The following is a 21,312-nucleotide window of genomic DNA, read 5'->3' as shown; positions in this document are numbered from 1 at the left end:
CCGCTCCCCGGGCGCGGCGGTGCTCCTTCTCGAGCCACCGCCGCGCCCGGACGCGTCACGAGGCGGCCGAGCCGCACCGGTCCGCGTGCCGGATGCCGGGCTTCTCCAGGGGCGGCCCGGCCAGCCATTCCGCGATGGTGCGGGCGATGGGCTGGCCGGTGTCCACCTCCACGAAGCCGAACTGTCCCGACTGGTTGCACTCCAGGAACCACCATGTGCCGTCGGCGTCCTCCGCGAAGTCGAAGGCCCCGTAAGCCAGTTCCGCCTCGCGCAGATACCTGCGCACGGCCTCGGCGAGCCGCGGCGGAACCTCGACGGGACGCCAGGGCGTGGTCGACGCCGAGAAACGCACGTCCACCACGTCGGGGTCGTCGCCGGTGACCGCCTCCTTGCGAGCGGCCAGCAGACGGTCCCCGACCGCGGTCAGCCGGATGTCGGCCCGCTTGGCCACCCGGCGCTGAAGCAGCGTCGGGCCGTAGGCCACGGCGGCGAAGTCCGCACCCGGCGGCACCCGGGTGGTGGGCACCGCGCGGGGCGGATCCTGAGGGTGCGCCCCGGAGACCGGCTTGACCACCAGATCCGGATAGCGGTCCGCGAACTCGCGCGCCGCCTGCGGGAAGGTGGTGACGATCGTGGCCGGCACGGGCAGCCCGCTGCGCTGCGCGAGCCTGAGCTGCCAGGGCTTGTGCCGGGCGCGCTGGGACGCGTCCGGGTGGTTCATCCAGCGTGCTCCGGTACCGCGGAGCATGCCGTAGAGCGCCTGTGAGGACTCCTCCGTGAGCCATGCCGACGGCTCGGGCGCCCGAGCCGCGGGGGCGCCGGGACGGCGGACCCACACCGACCTGAGGCCCTCGAGGCTCAGCAGCCGGCCGGCGGACGACAGGTGGCCCCGGAAGGCCCCGTGCACGAACTCGCCGGACAGCGCGACGGAATGGGTCAGATCGGCGGGGTCGAACCGGACGACGGGGACGCCGGCGGCGTTCAGGTGCACGACCACCATGTCCGCCGTGACGTCCTCTTCACAGGTGAGAATGAGCACGGTCATGTCGCTTCGGCCCGTGTTCAGTCGTCGAAGTGGGTCTTGGAGCCCGCAGTCGAGGTCGTCGTCCCGAGCTCTCTCAGGAGGGCGTGGTCGCGCGCGGCGACCCGGCCGTCGAAGAGTACGTTCAACTGCAGTCCGTGATCGTAGGCGTACGGAGTGGCGAACTCCAACTCCGCCGCAGGGCGTGCGTAGTTGAGCGTGAACGGTTTCATCGTCTCTCCCTCGTCGGTACTGCTTCGATCAAGCGGTGCCGCTGTGCGACGTCACTCGGGCCCGCTGCGTGGTGCTGGATGGGTGCGACCTTCAGTCACTTATACGAGTCGAACGCATGGTTGGTTTCCTTACTCTCCGTGATCATCGGGGAGTTGGGCGCCGAGCAGGGCGCGGAGCAGGGGAGATCGGGTCGAGCCGGGGTGAAAACGTCTTCGCCGACGGTCAGTCGGGGAGCCGCTCGGGGTCGTTCTCGGGCGCGCGGCGCATGGTGCGCAGGGCGAGCAGGAGGACGCCGATGTCGTCGAGGTAGACGGGGTCCGGCAGGATGTCGGCCGGCAGGACGAAGTACAGGACCGCCCCCCAGAAGACCCAGCGCGGGCCGGTGGGCAGTCCTGCTCGCCTCAGGCCGCGGCGGGCGCGGACCAGGCGCACCAGCACCGTGGCGGCCACGCCGAACAGGGCGGCGGCGGCCACCGCCGCCACGACGACGAGCGTGGTTGGCGCATCCACGGGCCCTCCCGATGGTCCGTCGCGCGGCGCGTGATGTTTTTGTCCTGATCTGTCCGGACCTTGGTATGTGGTCCCTGACAGTCGATTTCCCCGTTCTCGCGTTCCGGATTCCCGCTTCCCGCCGGATTACCGCATCGGACGACAGGAAGGCGATGCCGGAGGCGACGGTGACGAAGGCGCCGGCGCCCCGTCGCACCAGGTGCGGGGTGATGACGTCGAGGACCCGGACGGCGCCCGCGACGGGCCGGCGGACATCCCGCACCCGAGGACGCCCGACCCGCACGCGCCGCTCCGCCGTCGCGGCCACCGCTCCGACTCCGTACGGGACGGCGCCCCGTGGAACGGCCGGTGCCGGGCGGCCTGTTGATCCGACCGGCGATTCGCCCGGGACGCCCGCGGCTTCTACCGGGTGCTCGTCTCCGGGCCGCCGTCCTCGCCGTCGGGGGCGGCGCCGCCCGGCTCGGCCGGCTTCACGGGAGCGGCTGCGGACGCCGTCGGCACCGGGCGCATGCCCTTGGTCGACTCCTTGAGGCGTTCCAGGGTGCGGCCCAGCTGCTGGAAGGGCGAGCCCGCGCGCCGGGCGGGCGCCGGACGAGGTTCCCCGGCCTCGGCGGCCATCTCGCGGTACGCGGCCAGCGCCTCGTGGGCGTGCTCGGCCGCCTCCCGGTACAGGTCCCGGGACTGCGTCATCGCCTCCAGCGCATCCTTGTACATCGCCACCAGCCCGCGTTCACGAGCGAGCTCCTCCTCCAGGGTCAGCAGCTGCCACTGCTCCCGCAGCGTCGTGAGCGCCGCGTCGGCGCCCTCCGGCAGCGGCCGGGGCAGCGCGGCGAAGCGCTGGACGGCGTCCAGCAGTTCGGTGGGGTGCGTGCCGTCCAGGAACACGGTGCGCACCGAGAAGTCGGCGGCGTCGTAGCCGGCCGGGGCCGGCGCGCCGGGCAGCACCAGAGCTCCGCCGCGCGGCACCTCCACCCCGGACTCCTTGAGGGCCCAGTTCAGGGTACGCAGTTGGTGCGGGGCCGCCCTGTGCTCCACGACCCGGTGCTGCAGACCGGGCGGGAGCAGGGGGACCAGCGAGCGCCGGCCCCGTTCGTCGGGTGTCATGGCCTCGTGGACGACGAGATGCACCGTCCAGGTGTCCCGCAGGGCGTTGCGCAGCGTGCGCCGCAGCTCCTTGTCGTCCGCGGGCAGCGGGTTGACGTCGAGGAAGCGCTCGCCGGTGACGGTCTCGTGCCCCCACAGGACGTCCGCCTCCCACGGCCAGAACATGGCGGCGGGCGACGGCCAGCGCAGGTCCCACGGGCGCTCCGCCTCCGCCGTCAGCGTCCACTCCTGGCCACGGCCCGACCACTCGGCGAGGGCGAGGCGCGCGCGGACGGTCACGTCCTCGTCCACCAGCCACCGGGCTTCGAAGGCCAGCTCACCCTCGGGGGTGCCGACGTCGGTCAACTCCCCGAAGTCCTGAAGGACCCCGGCGTCCTTGCGTGCCCGGAGGTTCTTGCGCAGGACGTCGGGCGCGGTCGGGCCGGTGTGGCGGCCACGGGACTGCCACACCGTGGACGGAGCGGTGGGCGGAACGGTCGCGGAGATGTGCGTGACTCCATTCATGAGGGCGATCGACGACATGGCGGCGAGGTGCGAAGGCCAGTATCGCTCGCCGCGGGGGGTGCGCGATCAAGCGGTCGGGGGCCGGCGGCGCGGGCGTCCGCGCCGCCCCGGTCGGGGGAGCGCCTTCCCCTGCGCGAGACGCGTCACGCATGCGGATCCCGGCGACCGCGTGCCGGGTGCGGGGCGCTCGCACGGGGTGTGCGCCGCGCACCACGGCCGACGGCCCCGCACCCATGGGCCCGTCGGCTCCCGGGACCGCAGAATCGGGTCCCGTGGACAGGGCCCGCCCACCATCCGCGTAGGGGCGAGCCCTGTCCGCGCGCCCGTCGGAGCAGGTCGCGCGCGGGCGCGCACGACGGCAGGCGCGGGCGCGCGCGAGCCTGAAGCGCTCGCCGCCCGGGCGGCGCATCCGCCACCGGCCCGGAACGAAGCCCGTAGGCCCGGGAACAGCCCTGTCGGGCAGCCGACGGCCGGGTGGCGCCCCGCCGCCTCACACCCCGCCGCCCTCCGTCTCCCTGCGCCCGCGCCGGCCGCCCGGCCCACCCCTCCGGCCGCCGGCCCGTTCCGGTCCCGTGCCCGACGAGGGCGCACTGAACCCGCCGGGCACCATACGCGGCGAACCCACGGTCGGGGCCGACGGTCCGGACGACGCCGGACCGTCGTCGGCGGCCTCCCGGTTCGCACCCGTCCCGTCGTACGGGCCCGCGGCCTGGCCAGGACCCCTGACCGGACGGGCCTCCGGCTCCCTCCCGGAGACGCGCGGCGGCGGCGGGGCCGCCCGGCTGAGCACCCGCGCGTGCGGCAGCAACGAGGCGCACGCGGAGCAGACCTCCGTGAGGGTCCACACCTGGCCGACCGCCGGATCGTGCCGCAGGACGAGGACGACCGTGCCCGCGCAGGCGACCCGGGTGCCCTCGTGCAGCGCGCACTGCTGACGGCGGCACCAGCAGGCGGCGTCGTGGTGCACCGCCGCCGCTCTGGCGTGCGCGGCCGCGTGGGCCTCCGCGAAGCGGCGCAGGGCCGCGAGATCCCGGGAACGCGGCGGCATCGCGCACGGCGAGGAGCAGGTGACCGATGCCGTACGGTCCCGGTGCCCGACCACGCGGATCGTCCAGCAGCGGCCCGGGCGGCGGGACGACGGGGCGTCAGGGTGCAGGAGAGTCAAAGCACATGTCCTTCGTGGGGAGGGCGAGGAGCGAGGAGCGAGGGTGAAGGGAATGCGGGCCCGGGACGGTTCCGGTGCGGTTCGGAACGACTCGCCGGAAGTGACCTCGTTCACAGCATGCCCGTCGCCCCGCGGACCATTCGCGCGTCGCCCCCACGGGCGGGCGCACCGACTGTCGGCCGTTGCCCCTAAGCTCCCCCCATGAGCACAGGGGAACCCCACAGACGCGTCGTCGACGGACGCTTCGAGCTGGTCGAGCGGCTCGGGGGCGGCGGCATGGGCGTGGTGTGGCGCGCGCACGATCTGGCCCTGCACCGGGACGTGGCCGTGAAGGAGGTCCGACCGTCCGATCCGGACCTGGCCGAGTACGACCCCGAGGGCGCGCGCACGCTGCGCGAGCGCGTCCTGCGCGAGGCCCGCGCGCTGGCGCGCGTCCACCACCCCAATGTGGTCACCATCCACCACATCGTCGACGGCGGTGAGCACGCCTACCCGTGGATCGTGATGGAGCTGGTCGAGGGGGGCTCCCTCCAGGACCGGCTCCGGCAGGGACCGATGCCCCCGGCCGAGGCCGCCCGCCTGGGGCGCGAGGTGCTGGCCGCGCTGCGCGCCGCGCACGCCGTCGGCATCGAGCACCGGGACGTGAAGCCCGCCAACGTCCTGCTGCGGCCCGACGGGCGGCCCGTGCTCACCGACTTCGGCATCGCCGCCGTCCGGGAGTCCGCGGGCCTCACCGCGACCGGCGCGGTCATCGGCTCTCCCGACTTCATGGCGCCGGAACGGGTCGGCGGCAAGGCGGGCGGGCCGGCCGCCGACCTCTGGTCGCTGGCCATGATGCTCTACGTCGCCGTGGAGGGCGACCATCCGCTGCGCAGAGGCAGCACCCTGGCCACCCTGGCGGCCGTGCTCGGCGAGGACGTGCCCGCGCCCCGCAGGGCCGGGCCGCTGACCCCCGTCCTCGGCGCGCTGCTCGTCCGGGATCCGCAGGCCCGCCCCGACGCGGCGGAGGTCGACCGGATGCTCGCGATCGCGGCCGGACAGACGCCCTCGCCGTCGTCGCCGCTGCGGCCCGCCGCCCCGACGTCCTACCCCCTCGGCCCGCCGGCCGCCCCGACGTCGTACCCGCTCGCCCCGCCCGTCGGGGGCGCCACGCCCGCGGTGGCGCACACCGCTCCCACGCGGCGGGCGCACCGGGCGCGCGTCTCGGTTCTCGCCGGGGCCTTCGGCGCCGCCGCCCTGGCGGGTGTCCTGGGGTGGACGCTGCTCCCGCACCTCCTCAGGGACACGGGCGACGGCGGCGGCGCCTCGTCCGCGCCGGGCGTCGCCGTGTCCTCGAGCGCCTCCACCGCGCCCGATGCCCGGCAGACGGGCCGTCCCTCCACCGGCGGGGCCACCGCCCGGAAGGCCGACCTGCTCGACGGGGACGGCGTCGCACGCACCGTCGCGAAACTGACCGCGGCCATGGGCGGGTCGAAGGTCACCAGCCTCGCGGTGTACGAGGAGTACGCCATCGCCGAAGCCCCGGTCCACGGCCGTCCCAAGCTCTACGACCGTTACATGTACCGGGGCGGCGACGTGGCCGCGAAGGACGGGCCGGGCGGCGTCGTCATGACCGGCACGGTCCCCGTCGACCTGCGCCTCTACGACTGGGACGCCGTGCCCGCGCTGCTCGCCCGGGCCGGCCGCACCCTCGGCGTGCCGAAGCCGACGAGCCGCTATCTGCTGGTCAACCCGGCCTCCGAGGTCTTCGGGACCGACCCGTCGATGAGCGTCTACCTGTCGGACGACTACGGCAGCGCGTACCTGCGGGCCGACGTCCACGGCCGGGTGATCGAGACCCACCCGCGCGACGACGGCTGAGGACGGCCGGGGGCAGGCTCGGCGAACGTCCGCTCCGAGCCCCCCGGGCGACGCTTACGCGCCGCTCTCCCGCAGCATGTCCTCACGCTCGACGATCTTCACGCGCTCACGGCCCTGCGGCTCGCCCAGCGCCTTCTCGGCGGCGTCCAGCCGGTACCAGCCCTCCCAGGTGGTGAAGCGGACCTCGCGCTCGGCGAGGAACGCGTCCACGGCCTCGGGCTCGGGCGAGACGGGCGTGTGCAGACGGCCGCCCGCGTGGTCGGCCAGCAGGTTCGACACCGTCTCGTTGGCGTCGCCCTTGGTGTGGCCGATCAGACCGATCGGACCGCGCCGGATCCAGCCCGTGACGTACGTGGACTGCAGGTGCGCGCCGGACTCCTCGATGACGCGGCCGCCCTCGTCCGGGACGGTGCCCGAGTCGAGGTCCCAGGGCAGCTTCGGGAGCCTGTCGGAGAGGTAGCCGACCGCCCGGTAGACCGCGGTGACGTTCCACTCCTTGAACTCGCCGGTGCCCTTGACGTTGCCGGTGCCGTCGAGGGCGGTGCGCTCGGTGCGCAGTCCGACGACCTTGCCGTCCGCGCCGAGGATCTCGGCCGGCGACTCGAAGAAGTGCAGGAACAGCTTGTGCGGGCGCTCGCCCACGTCGCGGATCGCCCAGTTCTCCAGCGTCTTGGCGACCATGTCGGCCTGCTTGTTGCCGCGCCGGGTCGCGATCGAGCCCTCGTCGTAGTCGATGTCCTCGGGGTCGACGATGACCTCGATGGTGGGGGAGTGGTCCAGCTCCCGCAGCTCCATCGGGGAGAACTTCGCCTGCGCGGGGCCGCGCCGGCCGAAGACGTGGATCTCCCGCGCCCTGTTGGCCTTCAGGCCCTCGTGGACGTTCCCCGGGATCTCCGTCGGCAGCAGCTCGTCCGCCGTCTTGGCCAGGATCCGGGCGACGTCGAGGGCGACGTTGCCGACGCCCAGGACCGCCACCTTCTCGGCCTCCAGCGGCCAGGTGCGCGGCACGTCGGGGTGACCGTCGTACCAGGAGACGAAGTCCGCGGCGCCGTAGGAGCCGTCGAGGTCGATGCCGGGGACCGACATCTCGCGGTCGGCGGTCGCGCCGGTCGAGAAGATCACCGCGTCGTAGAAGGCGCGCAGGTCGTCCAGGCTGATGTCGGTCGGGTACTCGACGTTGCCGAAGAGGCGGATCTGCGGCTTGTCGAGGACCTGGTGCAGGGCCGTGATGATGCCCTTGATGCGCGGGTGGTCCGGGGCGACGCCGTAGCGGATCAGGCCGAACGGGGCCGGCATGCGCTCGAAGAGGTCGACGGAGACACCCGGGTCGGCGGCCACATCGGACTTGAGCAGCGCGTCGGCGGCGTAGATCCCGGCGGGGCCGGCTCCGACAATGGCTACCCGCAGGGGGCGGGGCATGATCAGGTTCCCTTCGAGTGACGATGGATCGACTCGGGGGAAGCCTAAATTAAGGCATGCCTAACTCGGTACGCGGGTCCGGTCTATGGACTCATAACCATCATTTATGAGCGGCGGCGCCGGCCGGCGGCCCTCACGGCAGGGGCTGTTCGGCCCAGATCACCTTGCCCATGGGCGTGTAGCGGGTGCCCCAGCGGTCGGTGAGCTGCGCCACGAGGAACAGCCCGCGCCCGCCCTCGTCGGTCATCGCCGCGTACCGCAGGTGCGGCGAGGTGCTGCTGCCGTCGGAGACCTCGCAGATCAGGGTGCGGTCGCGCAGCAGCCGCACGCCCACCGGCGCGCTGCCGTACCGGATCGCGTTGGTCACCAGCTCGCTCAGGATCAGCTCCGTCGTGAACGACAGTTCCTCCAGGTCCCAGCGCGCCAGCTGCCGGACCACCGCGGCCCGCACCTCCCCGACGGCCGCCGGGTCCATCGGCACCTCCCACTCGGCGACCTGGCCCGCGCCCAGCGCCCGGGTGTGCGCGACGATCAGCGCGATGTCGTCGTTCGGGCGGGGCGGCAGCAGGCCGTCCAGGACGCCCTGGCAGATCTGTTCCGGCGAACCTCCGGCGCCCCGCTCCAGGGCGGTGCGCAACAGCTCCAGACCGGTGTCGATGTCCCGTTCCCGGTCCTCGACCAGCCCGTCGGTGTACAGCACCAGCCGGCTGCCCTCGGCCAGTTCCAGCTCCACCGTCTCGAACGGCAGCCCGCCCAGCCCCAGCGGGAGCCCGGCGGGCACCTCGAGGTACTCGACCCGCCCGTCGGGACGGACCAGCGCCGGCGGCGGATGGCCGGCCCGGGCGATCGCGCAGCGCCGGGACACCGGGTCGTAGACGGCGTACAGACAGGTCGCCCCGGACACCGGCGCGCCGGCGCTGTCGTCCGTCTCGTCCTGGTCGATGCGCGCCACCAACTCGTCCAGCAGTCCGAGGAGTTCCTCCGGTGGCAGATCCAGGGCGGAGAAGTTGTGGACCGCGGTGCGCAGCCGGCCCATGGTCGCCGCCGCGTGCAGCCCGTGGCCCACGACGTCGCCCACCACCAGCGCGACCCGGGCCCCCGACAGGGGCAGCACGTCGAACCAGTCGCCGCCCACGCCCGCCTGCGCAGGCAGGTACCGGTAGGCGATGTCCAGGGCGTTCTGCTCCGGCAGGGTGCGCGGCAGCAGACTGCGTTGCAGGGTGACGGCCATGCCGTGCTCACGGGTGAAGCGGCGCGCGTTGTCGATGGAGATCGCGGCCCGCGCCACCAGCTCCTCCGCGAGGACCACCTCGTCCGGGTCGAACGGGTCGGGCCGCTCCGAGCGCCAGAAACAGACCACGCCCAGGATCAGGGACCCGGTCCGCACGGGCACGGTGATCAGCGAGTGGATGCCGAACTCCACGACCTGCTCGGTGCGTTCGAGGTCCTGCGCCCGCCAGCCCGGCGACCCGGCGAGACGGGCCTCCAGGACGGCCCGCGCCTCGCGCAGACAGCGGGCCTGCGGCGAGCTCTCCACGAACCGGATCCGCTCGCCCACCGCGTACAACGGCGCGCCCTTGCGGATCGCGCTGACCGCCGTGCGCCGCAGCGCGCCCCGCGCCTCCGGCTCCTCGCCGTCCAGCACGGCGTCGAAGAGGTCGACGGTCGCGAAGTCCGCGAACCTCGGGACGGCCAGCTCCGTCAGCTCCTCGGCGGTACGGGTCACGTCCAGGCTCGTCCCGATGCCCACCCCGGCCGCGTACAGCATGTCGAGGCGCTCGCGAGCAGCCTCCGCCCTGCCCGACAGGGTGCGCAGCTCGGTGGAGTCACGCAGGGTGGCGACGCTGCCCGCCGGCCCGCCCGCCAGATCGGTGGGCCGCTGGTTGATCGCCAGCAGCCGGTCACCGACCAGGTGCACCTCGTCGGTGACCATCCGCCCCGAGGCCAGCAGCTCCGCGGTGCCCCGGTCCAGCCCCAGATCGAGGACCTGCCGGCGTTCGGCGTCCGGGGGCAGGTCGAGCAGACGCTGTGCCTCGTCGTTGGCGAGCAGCAGGTCGCCCTCGCCGCCGACGATGATCACGCCCTCGCGCACGGCGTGCAGCACCGCGTCGTGGTGTTCGTACATCCGGGTCATCTCGCGCGGCCCGAGGCCGTGGGTCTGGCGCAGCAGCCGGCGGCTGACCAGGGCGGTGCTCGCCGTGGCCAGGGCGAGGGCGGCGGCTCCGCTGACCAGCAGGAGGGGCAGCTGACGGTCCGCGGTGCCGCCCACGTGCGCCGTGGTGATGCCGGACGAGACCAGTCCGACCACCTTCCCGCCGGCCCCCCGCACGGGCACCACGGCCTGGACCAGCCGGCCGATCGTCCCGTCGACCTCCTCGACCACGACTCCGCCGTCCAGCGCCGGCTGGATGGTCCCGACGAACTTCTTCCCGATGCGGTCCGGCCTGGGATGCGTGTAGCGGATGCCGTCGGTGTTCATGACGACGATGAAGTCCATGTCCGAGGCCTTGCGGGCCGCCTCGGCCCGGGGCTGCAGGATCGCCGTCGGATCAGGGCTGTTCAACGCTGCCACCATGCCCGGCGAGTTGGCGAACGTCTGCGCGACGGCGAGGGACCGGTTGCGGGCCTCCTGGCCGGTGTCGTGCCGCACCTGGAGCAGCAGCGCCACCACGGCGGCCACCACCAGCAACAGCACGACGACAACCTGCAGGACGAACACCTGCGCGGCGAGACTGCGCCCGCCGAGCGTGGACTCCGGCGTGCGCCGGGACCCCGGTTCCCGGGGACGACGGGCCGGCCGCGCATCCGAGCGCCCCAGGAGTCGGACCATGTGCCATGTCTACACTGCCCGGCCGGATGAGGCGAGAGGCGTCACACAGGGTCACAGGACGCGTCCCTCACGCTCGCCATGGGTGATCTTTACGGCCGTCGCGCCGGGTGGCCAGGAGCAGGGCGATGTCGTCCGGCCGGTCGGCGGTCTGCCGGGCCAGCGCGGTGAGCCGGTCGGCGACGGCCCCGAGCGCCCGGCCGGGCGTGCCGTCGCCCCCGGCGGCGGCAGCGCCCGCGCCGGCGGCCGGGGCCTGCGCGGGGCCGTCGGCCCGCGTCCGGGCACGCTCCGCCTGTCCGCCCGCCTCGGCGAACGCCCTGCGCAGCGCCGTGATGCCCTCGTCGATGTCGTGGCCGGGCCGCTCGACCAGCCCGTCCGTGTACAGGGCGAGGATCGCGCCCGGCTCCAACCGCAGCTCCGTGACCGGGTAATGGGCCCGCGGATCCACTCCGAGGACCACTCCGCCGGGCAGCTCCACGACGTCGGTCCGGCCGTCGGGGTGGCGCAGCAGCGGCGGCAGGTGCCCGGCGCGGGCTGCTCGGGCCAGACCCGTGGCCGGGTCCAGGCGGACGTAGCAGCAGCTGGCGAACTGGCCCGGGTCGAGGTCGATGAGCAGACGGTTCGTGCCGCCCAGGACCTCCTCCGGGGGGCGGTCGGAGAGCGCGAATGCCCGCACCGCGCTGCGCAACTGCCCCATGGTGGCCGCCGCCTGCACCCCGTGCCCCTGCACGTCGCCGATGACCAGAGCGAGGCCGTCCCCGGCCTCCACGACGTCGTACCAGTCCCCGCCCACGTCCATGCCCTCGGTGCCCGGCAGATAGCGGCCGGCCGTCTCCACCCCCGTGTGCTGCGACAGCCGGCGGGGGAGCAGCGCCTGCTGGAGGCCGCGGGCGAGGGCGGCCTCGGTGTCGTAGCGCTGGGCCTTCTCCATCGCGTGGGCGATCAGCCCGGCGAGCGCGGTGAGCACCGTGCGCTCCTCGGAGCCGAAGCTGCGCGAGCGGTCGAACCCGAGGATGCACGAGCCGACCGGCCGGCCCGAGGCGATCAGCGGCAGGAAGGCCCGGGCGCCCTCGTCCGCGTCGAGTTCCATGCCCGGATAGGCGGCCCCCAGCTGCTGCATCGAGTCGAAGAAGAGCGGCCGGCCCGTGGTGAGCGTCTCCACCCCGGGCAGCCGGGCGTCCAGGCCCACCCCTTCGAACGGCGCGAGGAAGCCCTCGGGGAAGCCGGACTCCCACGCCAGGTACAGATGCCGCTCCTGGAGCAGGTAGATGGCCAGTCGGCGGCCGCCGAACGCGGGCAGCAGCTCCTGCATCACGACCGCCGACACCTGCCGGGCGGTGACCGCTTCCGTCAGCGCGATGGCGAGCACGATGGGCCGGTAGGAGGGGCCGGTCGACGCGGCCACGACGGGCACGGGAGCGCCGGTGTCCGCGGGCTCGGGAGCCGTGTCGTCGGGTACCCGGTGGGCCGGGACCGCACTGCAGGTGACGAGGTCGGCGCCGGGGTACAGCGAGACGCGCAGCCAGTCGCCCTCGTACGGACGCGCCTGCGCGGGCCGGTCGGCGGTGGCGGGGCGCCGCACGTCGAAGTACGCCGGCGCGGGCGCCAGCATGACTCCCCGCAGATGCTCCTCGCAGGTGGGCTGGCTCAGCCACGGCACGGAGTCCCAGAGCGACCGGCCGACCAGCAGGTCGCGCGGCACGCCCAGGAGCTGCCCGGCCCGGGGGTTCGCGTAGACCACGAAGCCCATCCGGTCGAGGCAGAACACGCCCTCCGGAAGCAGGTCGGCGGCCCCGTCGGCGAGGGCGCCCGGACCGGGGTCGAGGAGGACGCCGGCGACGGGGCGCGGCGCGTCGTGGGCGTCGGCCGGGCGCTCCGCGCCCGTCGCGTCCCAGAGCTCCAGCAGCCGCAGACCGCCCTCGACGGTGCGCAACCGGACCGGCAGCGGTGGCGGGCGCCCCCGGGCCGTCTGGTGGAACAGGCCGGGCAGCCGCAGGGCGTCCGTCGCGTCGACGGCCCGGACCAGCGCGTCCAGCGTGCCGGGGAACTCGCCCCCGGGCAGACCGAGCAGGACGTGCGCGTGCTCGTCCACGCTGACGGCGTCGGTCTCCGGGTCCCAGGAGAACCGCCCCACGCGGCCGGGGGGCGGTCCCGCGGCAGGCGGTCGCACGCACAGCGGCTCGTCGTCCCAGGTGACCGCCCCGCCGTCCGCTCCCAGCCGCAACAGGGCCGCGCCCAGGGCGTCGGCCACGGCTGCCAGCCTCTCCTGGCCGGCCAGCACCTCCGCCGCGTCGGCGACGGCCGGGCGCAGGACGGTCAGCACTCCGAAGGAGCGGCCGCCCGCCGTGACGGGCACGTACAGGGAGCCGAACTGGAAAGGCAGGCCGGCGGCGAACTGCGGATAGCGCCGCATCACCTCCGTGGCGTTCGCCAGCACCACCGGGGCGCACGTCCGGTGCGCCTCGGCCACCGGGTAGGGCCTGTCGACGTGCACCCGCCACCAGGGACGGAACAGGGGACCCGGCAGCCCCGACAGGACGGCCAGCCGCAGCAGCCCGGGCGTGCCGGAGCACAGGTACACGCCCCCGGCGCTGCCGTCCGCTGCCCGCAGCGCCTCCGCCACGGTTCCGGTCAGCAGCGCGGGCGGCGGTCCGGACGGCTTCCGCTCGTCCCCGGCGCTCCCAGTCATCGGCCCTACCTCGTCCGTGCCGCGCGTGGGCGACACAGCAAGAATGCGCCACATCCGACCACATGTGCATCCTCGCGCCGTCCGGGAGAACCGCTCCGGGCGGGGTATCCGCCCCGCCATGGGTGAGATTCTGGTGGGAGCGTGTTCGTGGACGGACCGTGCGCTGGTCTCCAGCGGCTGGTACCCCCCGGGCCGGCGTGACGCGGAGGGCCGGCTGCGCCACTATGCCGAACGCTTCCCGGTCGTCGAGGTCGACGCGACCTACTACGCGCTGCCCACGGAGCGCACGACCAGGCTGTGGGCACAGCGGACCCCGGACGGCTTCGTGTTCGACGTGAAGGCCTTCTCCCTGCTGACCGGGCACCCCACCCGGTCCGCGGTGCTGCCGCCCGGGCTGCCCGACGACGTGCGCGGCCCGAAGGCACTGGACGAGGTGTGGCGCAGGTTCGCGGACGGCATCGAGCCGTTGCGGGAGACGGGCCGGCTGGGCGCCGTCCTCTTCCAGTTCCCGCCCTGGTTCCGCCCCGGCGTGCGCGCCCGCGCGTTCCTCGAGCAGTGCGCCGGACGCACCGTCGGCCGGCCGGTCTGCGTGGAGTTCCGGCATCCGCAGTGGTGGCGGGGCGCCGAGCAGCGCAGGACCACCGTCGACCTGCTGCGGTCGTGCGGGTTCGCCGCCGTCGCCGTCGACATGGAGCAGTCCCTGGCGTCGGCGATACCGCCCGTCACACCGGTCACCACCGGGCGGCATGCCGTCGTCCGGCTGCACGGACGCAGCCTGGCCTGGGGCGTCGGCGGCAAGGAGGACCGTTTCCGGCACGAGTACGCCGACGCCGAGCTGGAGGAGTGGACGCCGCGGGTGCGTGAGCTCGCACGGCAGGCCGAGCAGGTGCATGTGCTGTTCAACAACTGCTGCGGCGACGCCGCCGTACGCGCCGCCGCGAGGATGCGCGCCCTGCTGGACGGCTGACCGGGCCGGGCCCGGCCGGGAGCCCGAAGGGGCCGGGCGGAGCCCGCGCCCGTCAGGAGCCGGTGACGCGCAAGGTGCTCTTGGCGAGCTCGTAGGCCGGGAGCATCGCCTCGTGCTCCTCGGTGTCCAGTCCGCCGAGGTGCAGCACCACGGGACCGCCGGGTGTGGTGACGGCGAGCGCGTGCTCCGTCTTGCTCTCCTCCAGGAGTTCGCTCGTGGTGACGTACGCGACCTCGGCGCCCGTGACGCCGCCCGAGGTGAACGTGCGGTACACGGCTTTGCTCGCCCCCTTCTCGGCGGCCACGAAGCCCTTCAGGACCGTGCGCGCGTCGGCGTCGCCCGGCTCACCGGTCCACACGCGCAGGAAACCGATCTTCCCCGCGGGCTTGGCGTCGATCTCGCACGCCATCGTGACGGGGCCCTGGCGCAGCAGCGCGTCGGCGAGCTCGGCCAGGTCGCCGGCGGCCGCGGAGGCCTCGTCCGCGCGGACCGCCTTGGCTTTCCAGGACTCCGCGACGTCGAACGCGACCGGGAGCTCGCAGGCGGACCCGGAGGCCCCGACGGACCCTCCGCGCGCGGCCGCCTTCGCGGTCGCCCCGGCCGAGGCCCCTGTCGTGCCCGCCGCCGTGTCCGCGCCGCCCTCCGCGGCCGTGCAGCCCGTCAGCAGTCCCGTCAGCAGTCCCGTCAACAAGACCGCGGACGTCAGCCCTTGCCGCACGTTACGCACGTGCCCCACCCCGAAGCGCACCGCTGAGTCTCCTCTCGACGCCGGCGAGATACCGGCGGAGCACTTTAACGGAGGGGGCGGTGGCCTCCGCCACCGGGATTTCCCGCTCCGACCGCGGGCGCGCAGGCCGGGGAATGCGACGGGCACCCCCCGTGTTGAACCGCGTGACTGGCATGCACCGCTCAAATGGTGCGCCGGTGAGAGGAGGCCCCCATGGCCCGCAGCACAGCGCGCCCCGTCGTCACCCTCAGGTCCACCGCGGGAACCGGTGTCGCCTACGTGACGCGGAAGAACCGGCGCAACGACGCCGATCGACTGGTCCTGCGCAAGTACGACCCCGTCGTCGGCCGGCACGTCTCCTTCCGTGAGGAGAGGTGAGGCCCTGACGGCCCGACCAGGGCATGCGGCCGGGATCCGGAACGGGACCCCGGCCGCTCGCTGCAGCGGACGAGTGACGTGCCGTCATATTCACGTCCGTCCGGGAACCCATAGCGGCATGAGCAAGACCGCGCTGATCGTCATCGACATGATCAACACCTACGACCATCCCGACGCCGACCTGCTCCTGCCGTCGGCCCGCAGAGTGGTCCCGGTGGCCGCCGGTCTCCTCGACCGGGCCCGCCGCGCCGACGTCCCCGTCGTCTACGTCAACGACAACTTCGGCCAGTGGCGCTCGCACCACGGCGAACTCCTCGACACGGCCCTGGCCGGACCGCACGCCGACCTCGTCGACCCGCTGCGCCCCGACGAGGCGTCGCTGTTCGTCGTCAAGGCACGGCACTCGGTCTTCTTCGAGACCCCGCTGTCCTACCTGCTCTACCAGGAGGGCGTCGACCACCTCGTCCTGTGCGGGCAGGTCACCGAACAGTGCGTCCTGTACTCGGCCCTCGACGCCCACATCCGGCACTTCGGGGTGACCGTTCCCCGCGACGCCGTCGCCCATATCCACGACGATCTCGCGGACGCCGCGCTGGAGATGATGGAACGCAACATGGGCGCCCGGGTGTGCGACAGTGCGGAGCTGTGGACATGAACGCACCTGCGCCGCAACGACCTTGACGCAGGTGCGCCGCACCCGCTCCGACGGGCGGTCGCCGCCCCGCGCCGGCGCGTGCTGCGCCCGCGCGCGAACTCCGTGTCCCGGCCAGGCCGCAGAAGTGCGCGCCGGCGCCCGCCCTGTGCGGGCACGGGCCGGGCCTCCCACCGCTTCCTCCGCACAGCAAAGGGCACGACACATGGCCGAGTTGACCCGCCGCAGACTCCTGGGCTCGGCCGCGGGCGCGTTGGGCGCCGCGGCTCTCTCCCTTCTCCCGCCCAGCGTCCAGAAGGCCGTCGCGGCCGGACAGCCCGGCCGCGGGTCGCTCGCCGACGTCGAACACGTCGTCCTGCTGATGCAGGAGAACCGCTCGTTCGACCACTACTTCGGCACGCTGTCCGGGGTGCGCGGCTTCGCCGATCCCGAAGCGCTCACCCTCGACACCGGGCGCTCCGTCTTCCACCAGCCCGACCCCGGCAACCCGAGGGGCTACCTCCTCCCCTTCCACCTGGACACCCGCACCTCCAGCGCCCAGGCCATCCCGTCCACCAGCCACGCCTGGTCGGTGCAGCACGAGGCGTGGAACGGCGGCCGGATGGACCGCTGGCTGCCGGCCCACCGCAAGGCCGACGGCGCCGACGGCCCGTACGTCATGGGGTACTACACGCGCGAGGACATCCCGTTCCAGTTCGCCCTCGCCGAGACCTTCACCCTCTGCGACCACTACTTCTGCTCGGTCCTCGGCCCGACCTGGCCCAACCGTCTGATGTGGATGACCGGCAGCATCGACCCTGACGGAACCGACGGCGGCCCGGTCCTGCGCAACTCCGCTTCCACGCCGCTCGGCTGGACGACGTACGCGGAACGGCTCCAGGCCGCCGGGGTGAGCTGGAAGGTGTACCAGCAGGAGGACGACTACGGCTGCAACCTGCTGGAGCAGTTCGCCGCGTTCCGGGACGCCCTGCCGGGTTCCGAGCTGTACGAGCGGGGCGTACGGCCGCAGCCGGAGGGCGCCTTCGAGGACGACGCGCGCAACGACCGGCTGCCGACGGTGTCCTGGATCATCCCGCCCGGTCACCAGTCGGAGCACCCCGACTTCCTGCCGGCGGCCGGCGCGGCCTTCGTCGCCTCCAAGATCGAGGCCATCGCGGCCGACCCGGCCGTCTGGGCCAAGACCGCCCTCATCCTGAACTACGACGAGAACGACGGGCTGTTCGACCACGTGCCGCCGCCGACCCCGCCGGCCGGGACCCCCGGCGAGTTCGTCGAAGGGCTGCCGGTCGGGGGAGGTTTCCGGGTACCGGCGATCATCGTCTCGCCCTGGACCGTGGGCGGCTGGGTCGCCTCCGAGGCATTCGACCACACCTCCACCCTGCGGTTCCTCGAAAGACTCACCGGGGTCGAGGAGCCCAACATCAGCGCCTGGCGGCGAGGCGCCTTCGGCGACCTCACCTCGGCCTTCCGCTTCGCGTCGTCCCGGCCGCTCGCGCCGGTGCTGCCGAACGACACGGCCGAGCAGCTGCTCAAGGCGCAGCAGGAGGTCGCGACCCTGCCCAGGCCGACGCTGCCGGGCGCCGAGCAGAGGTTCCCCACCCAGGAGCCGGGCCGACGGCCGCAGACCTGACCCGGCCGGCCCCGCCCGGCCGCGACGACGACCGCGGGCGCCCGCACCGGCCGCGACGACGACCTCCCTGCGCCGGCGGCTGCCCCGCACGGCGACCCCGAGGTCGGTCGCGACAGCGATCACCGCGGGTCGGCCGAGGGCGACTGCGGAGGGAAGGGCGGGACGCGCACGCGCAGCGGCTCCGGCCCGCCCCCGCGAAGTGCCCGCGCGTCCTCTGGCCGGGGTCATGTTCCGCAGGTCAGCGCGCTCTACGGCAGCGACGCCGACCCACCTGAGTTTCGGCGGCGTGACCGGGTACCGGGAGCTCACCGGTCGTGCTCGCGTCGCTCCGATCCGAAATGTGAGAGAGACGGCCCGCGCGGGAGTAAGCCTCCCGGGGCGTCTTTGCGTCCTCCAGAGCGTGACTCGCACGAAACATCGCGCGACGAGTGTGTGGGGGAGACCTTGAGCATCCTGCGTCCCGAAGTGGAACGGCCTCGCGACCGCGCCGGAGACGACCGCGCCGGAGACGACCGCGCTGCGGACGCCGCCGGGGACCGGCCCCGCGGCGGTGCGCTGTCCCGCACCCTGCGGGTCCTCGGCCGGACCGCCCGGTTCGCCGGCCGGACCCTGCGGGGCGAGTGGTACGGCATCGTGGTCGACCCGCTGCGCGAACTGCGCCGACGCGGTCCGGCCGCGCTGCTGCTGGCACTGGTGGCGTGCCTCGGCGTGATCTTCTTCCACGCCCTGGCCCAGCACCCCGCGGGCGCGACGGCCGTGCGCGCCCTGGGCGGGGTCCACGGCGACCTGCCCCTGTGGCTGGCGTTGCTGCGCACCCCGGTCTCCCTCTACGTTCCGGCGCTCGATCTGCCGGTGTGGGCCGGCATCACCCAGCTCTTCCTCGCCTTCGCCCTGGCCGAGCTCGCGCTCGGCCGCCGACGGACCCTGCTCGTCGCCTACGGGTCCACCCTGGCGGGCACCCTCTCGGTGCGGGTCATGCTGGCGATGGGGCCGGACCGGTGGGGCCTCGGCCTGCCGCCCGAGGTCGGCCAGGTGCTCGACACCGGTCCGTCCGCGGCCGTCGTCGGACTGTTCACCTATCTCTCGGTCGTCCGCCGCGCGCCCATCGTGTTCACGCTGACCGGCGGCTCGATGGTGCTCGAGTCGATCGCCAGACCGAACCTCGCCGGCCGCGAGCATCTGATCGCGGTGGCCGCGGCCGTCGTCATGGGTCTGCTGCACGAGCGCGCGCGCCTGAGGAGGCGGGTGCTGTCCCTGTCCTTCGGCCCGCCGACGGGCTGACCCGGAGTCAACTGTGAAGGGGCGGAGTGCCGGGCCTGCCTGAGAGGTTGCTATGAATTCGTGGTGCGGTTGAACACTTCCGGGTCCGGCCGCGTATGGGGTCGGGGGATTTCCTGTCCATGGCCGCCCACGACGCGTAGGAGCACTCCTTGGTACAGAACAGGCGCAGACGCCCGACGGGCGGGCGACGCGCGACCTTCCTGGCTGCGGCGCTGATGCTCGGTGGCGGCGGCCTGATGGCGGCGAACGTGTACGCCTCGGCCACCGAGGACGGCTCCGGCGGCGACTCGACCCGGCGGGCGGGCAACAGCGCCGTCACCGTCGACTGCCCGGACGTCGGCAGCAAGCTGACCACCGTGCCGGACGCGGCGTCCGCCGAGGTCGACCGCGAACTGGCCCAGCTGGACGAGCAGATCGCCGCGGCCTACCGCCAACTCCAGGACTCGGCCGACGCCGTGCGCCAGGACGCCGGGTTCGCGGACAACGCGGTCATGAACCCCCTGAAGGAGAAGCGCGGGGCGACCATCGAGCGCATCGCGGTCGCCATCGACCGGGTCGGCGACCGTCCGGAGGGCCTCGAGTCGCTCGCCGCCTGTGCTCTGCGCGCCTCCGACGACCAGGCCGGCGGAGGCGCCGACGGCAACGGCGACCAGAACCAGAACGGCGACCAGAACCAGAACGGCGGCGGTCAGCAAGACGGCGGCGGTCAGCAGGGCAACGGCGGTCAGCAGGGCAACGGTGGGCAGGCCGGCAACGGCCCGGTCGCCGCGGACTACGCGGACATCAACTCCGTACAGCCCTCGGCGCAGTCCGCGGCCCCCGCGTCCGGCCCCTCCCGCGGCACCTTCACCAGCAGCTGCGGAGTCAACGCCAACGGGCTGTTCAACTCGGACAACGTGATCGTCGCGCCGGGCGTCTCCAACGGAGCACACCACTTCCACGACTACATCGGCAACCAGTCCAACAACGCCTTCGTCTCCGACGGCGATCTGGCGAAGGCCGAGACGAGCTGCGTGGACCAGGGCGACAGGTCCACTTACTACTGGCCCGTCCTGCGCCTGCAGAACGGCGCTCAGGAACGGGACGCGGGCAGCCCGGGCGGCGGCGTCGAGGGCAACGCCGGCAAGATCGTCACCGCCAAGGACGTCACCCTGACCTTCGTCGGCAACCCGCGCTCCCAGGTCACCGCCATGCCCCGGTTGCTGCGCATCATCACCGGCGACGCCAAGGCCTTCGTCAACGGCACGGCCAACGCCAACGCGTCGTGGAGCTGCACCGGCTTCGAGGACCGTCAGCTCAAGGACAAGTACCCGCTCTGTCCGGCCGGGAGCGACGTGGTGCGCACGTTCCGCTTCCAGAGCTGCTGGGACGGCGCCAACATCGACAGCGCCAACCACCGCACCCACGTGGCCTTCGCCGCCGCCGACGGCAGTTGCCCGAACGGCTTCAAGGCCGTGCCACAGCTGGTGCAGCGGATCGTGTACGACGTGGACGCGCCGAGCCTCCAGGACGGCGGCAAGACGACTCCGCTGTTCGCGGTGGACTCCTTCCCCGAGCAGTTGCACAAGCCGGTGACGGACCACGGCGACTTCATCAACGTCTTCGACGAGAACCTGATGCGGGAGATGGTCGACTGCATCAACGAGGGCCGCACCTGCGGCGCGGGCACGAAGCCGGGCGGCGACGGCGCCGGCAACAGCGGTGGCAACGGTTCCGGAAACACCGGTAACGGCAACGGCGACGGCAACACCGGAAACAACGGCGACGGCAACGGGTCTGGAAACACCGGTAACGGCAACGGCGACGGCAACGCTTCCGGAAACACCGGTAACGGCAACGGCGACGGCAACGCTTCCGGAAACACCGGTAACGGCAGTGGCAGCGGTAACGAGGAGAACGGTTCTCAAGGGGGCACACAGCAGTCCCAGGCTCCCGAGCCCTCCCCGGCGCCCTCGGCCGCTACCACCGAACCGCGCGTCTACTCGAAGCCCTCGCCGAAGGCGGCCGCCTCGGCCCCCGTCTCGGCCCCCGCGGCCGTCTCGGGCGGCGAGATAGGCGCCCCCGCGACCGCTCCTGAGTCCGCCGCCGCGCCCTCTCCGTCTTCCGGACCGTCGGAGCCCCCGGCCGACACCGGCTCCGGCGCGGCACTCGGCGGGACCGAGCCCCAGGCGGTCCAGGGCGGCCTCGCCGAGACCGGCGCCAACCTGTGGCCCGGTGCGCTGGGAGCCCTGCTGGTGATCGGCGGCTTCGTCGTCCTGGGCCGCAGCACCCGGCGCACCTGACCTCCGGTCGCACGACCACGGGGGCCCGTCGGAGACTGCCGACGGGCCCCCGTCCGTGTGCT

At 73.7% G+C, this 21,312-nt stretch carries 16 protein-coding genes; 7 read left to right on the top strand and 9 right to left on the bottom strand.

Going from position 1 to position 21,312, the window contains the following annotated elements:
• Positions 1-55: 55 nt before the first annotated feature.
• From tgmB to IE239_RS25665, 5 genes are all read right to left on the bottom strand, one after another.
• Positions 56-1,045, bottom strand: coding sequence for an ATP-grasp ribosomal peptide maturase (tgmB, locus tag IE239_RS25685; RefSeq protein WP_190151757.1), 990 nt, complete (start codon positions 1,043-1,045; stop codon positions 56-58).
• A gap of 17 nt (positions 1,046-1,062) precedes the next feature.
• Positions 1,063-1,254 carry a putative ATP-grasp-modified RiPP gene (tgmA, locus tag IE239_RS25680; RefSeq protein WP_190151756.1) on the bottom strand — a complete coding sequence of 64 codons (192 nt, stop codon included), beginning with the start codon at positions 1,252-1,254 and terminating at the stop codon, positions 1,063-1,065.
• A 223-nt stretch (positions 1,255-1,477) separates the two neighbouring features.
• Positions 1,478-1,765 (bottom strand): DUF1232 domain-containing protein, encoded by a 288-nt coding sequence (locus IE239_RS25675; RefSeq protein ID WP_190151755.1) that lies wholly within the window; start codon positions 1,763-1,765, stop codon positions 1,478-1,480.
• Between the two features lie 402 nt (positions 1,766-2,167).
• Complete coding sequence (locus tag IE239_RS25670) at positions 2,168-3,373, bottom strand: hypothetical protein (protein WP_229878309.1); 1,206 nt, start codon at positions 3,371-3,373, stop codon at positions 2,168-2,170.
• Between the two features lie 490 nt (positions 3,374-3,863).
• Positions 3,864-4,538, bottom strand: a complete 675-nt coding sequence (locus IE239_RS25665) for a hypothetical protein (protein ID WP_190151754.1) — start codon at positions 4,536-4,538, stop codon at positions 3,864-3,866.
• 201 nt (positions 4,539-4,739) lie between these two features.
• Here IE239_RS25665 and IE239_RS25660 point away from each other — a divergent pair, with 201 nt between their 5' ends.
• Complete coding sequence (locus tag IE239_RS25660) at positions 4,740-6,398, top strand: serine/threonine-protein kinase (protein ID WP_190151753.1); 1,659 nt, start codon at positions 4,740-4,742, stop codon at positions 6,396-6,398.
• Positions 6,399-6,452: 54 nt separating this feature from the next.
• On the opposite strand, the gene IE239_RS25655 is transcribed toward IE239_RS25660, so the two are convergent.
• From IE239_RS25655 to IE239_RS25645, 3 genes are all read right to left on the bottom strand, one after another.
• Positions 6,453-7,817 carry an FAD-dependent oxidoreductase gene (locus IE239_RS25655; protein ID WP_190151752.1) on the bottom strand — a complete coding sequence of 455 codons (1,365 nt, stop codon included), beginning with the start codon at positions 7,815-7,817 and terminating at the stop codon, positions 6,453-6,455.
• Positions 7,818-7,950: 133 nt separating this feature from the next.
• Positions 7,951-10,647: a SpoIIE family protein phosphatase gene (locus tag IE239_RS25650; protein ID WP_190151751.1), complete on the bottom strand. Its 2,697-nt coding sequence runs from the start codon at positions 10,645-10,647 to the stop codon at positions 7,951-7,953.
• Between the two features lie 67 nt (positions 10,648-10,714).
• Entirely contained in the window at positions 10,715-13,333 is a 2,619-nt protein-coding gene (locus tag IE239_RS25645) for a SpoIIE family protein phosphatase (protein ID WP_190151750.1), read from the bottom strand.
• A 118-nt stretch (positions 13,334-13,451) separates the two neighbouring features.
• On the opposite strand from IE239_RS25645, the gene IE239_RS25640 reads away from it, so the two are divergent.
• Positions 13,452-14,300, top strand: coding sequence for a DUF72 domain-containing protein (locus tag IE239_RS25640; RefSeq protein ID WP_190151749.1), 849 nt, complete (start codon positions 13,452-13,454; stop codon positions 14,298-14,300).
• A 52-nt stretch (positions 14,301-14,352) separates the two neighbouring features.
• Here the strand turns inward: IE239_RS25640 and IE239_RS25635 are convergent, their stop codons facing one another.
• Complete coding sequence (locus IE239_RS25635; RefSeq protein ID WP_190151748.1) at positions 14,353-15,027, bottom strand: lipoprotein; 675 nt, start codon at positions 15,025-15,027, stop codon at positions 14,353-14,355.
• A gap of 213 nt (positions 15,028-15,240) precedes the next feature.
• On the opposite strand from IE239_RS25635, the gene rpmG reads away from it, so the two are divergent.
• The 5 genes from rpmG (at position 15,241) to IE239_RS25610 (ending at position 21,250) form a co-directional block, all read left to right on the top strand.
• On the top strand, positions 15,241-15,405 hold the full coding sequence (gene rpmG / locus IE239_RS25630) for a 50S ribosomal protein L33 (protein ID WP_190151747.1): 165 nt from the start codon (positions 15,241-15,243) through the stop codon (positions 15,403-15,405).
• 118 nt (positions 15,406-15,523) lie between these two features.
• The gene (locus tag IE239_RS25625) at positions 15,524-16,060 is read left to right on the top strand and encodes a cysteine hydrolase family protein (RefSeq protein WP_190151746.1); all 537 of its coding nucleotides are present in this window, start codon (positions 15,524-15,526) and stop codon (positions 16,058-16,060) included.
• A gap of 202 nt (positions 16,061-16,262) precedes the next feature.
• The gene (locus IE239_RS25620) at positions 16,263-17,687 is read left to right on the top strand and encodes an alkaline phosphatase family protein (RefSeq protein WP_190151745.1); all 1,425 of its coding nucleotides are present in this window, start codon (positions 16,263-16,265) and stop codon (positions 17,685-17,687) included.
• Positions 17,688-18,242: 555 nt separating this feature from the next.
• Entirely contained in the window at positions 18,243-18,968 is a 726-nt protein-coding gene (locus IE239_RS25615; protein WP_190151836.1) for a hypothetical protein, read from the top strand.
• A gap of 236 nt (positions 18,969-19,204) precedes the next feature.
• Positions 19,205-21,250 carry a DUF1996 domain-containing protein gene (locus IE239_RS25610; RefSeq protein WP_190151835.1) on the top strand — a complete coding sequence of 682 codons (2,046 nt, stop codon included), beginning with the start codon at positions 19,205-19,207 and terminating at the stop codon, positions 21,248-21,250.
• Positions 21,251-21,312: the final 62 nt, after the last annotated feature.

The sequence above is a fragment of the Streptomyces humidus genome (genome assembly GCF_014649655.1).
In the GTDB taxonomy this organism is placed as follows: domain Bacteria; phylum Actinomycetota; class Actinomycetes; order Streptomycetales; family Streptomycetaceae; genus Streptomyces; species Streptomyces humidus.
This window is presented reverse-complemented; position numbering and strand designations above follow the sequence as displayed.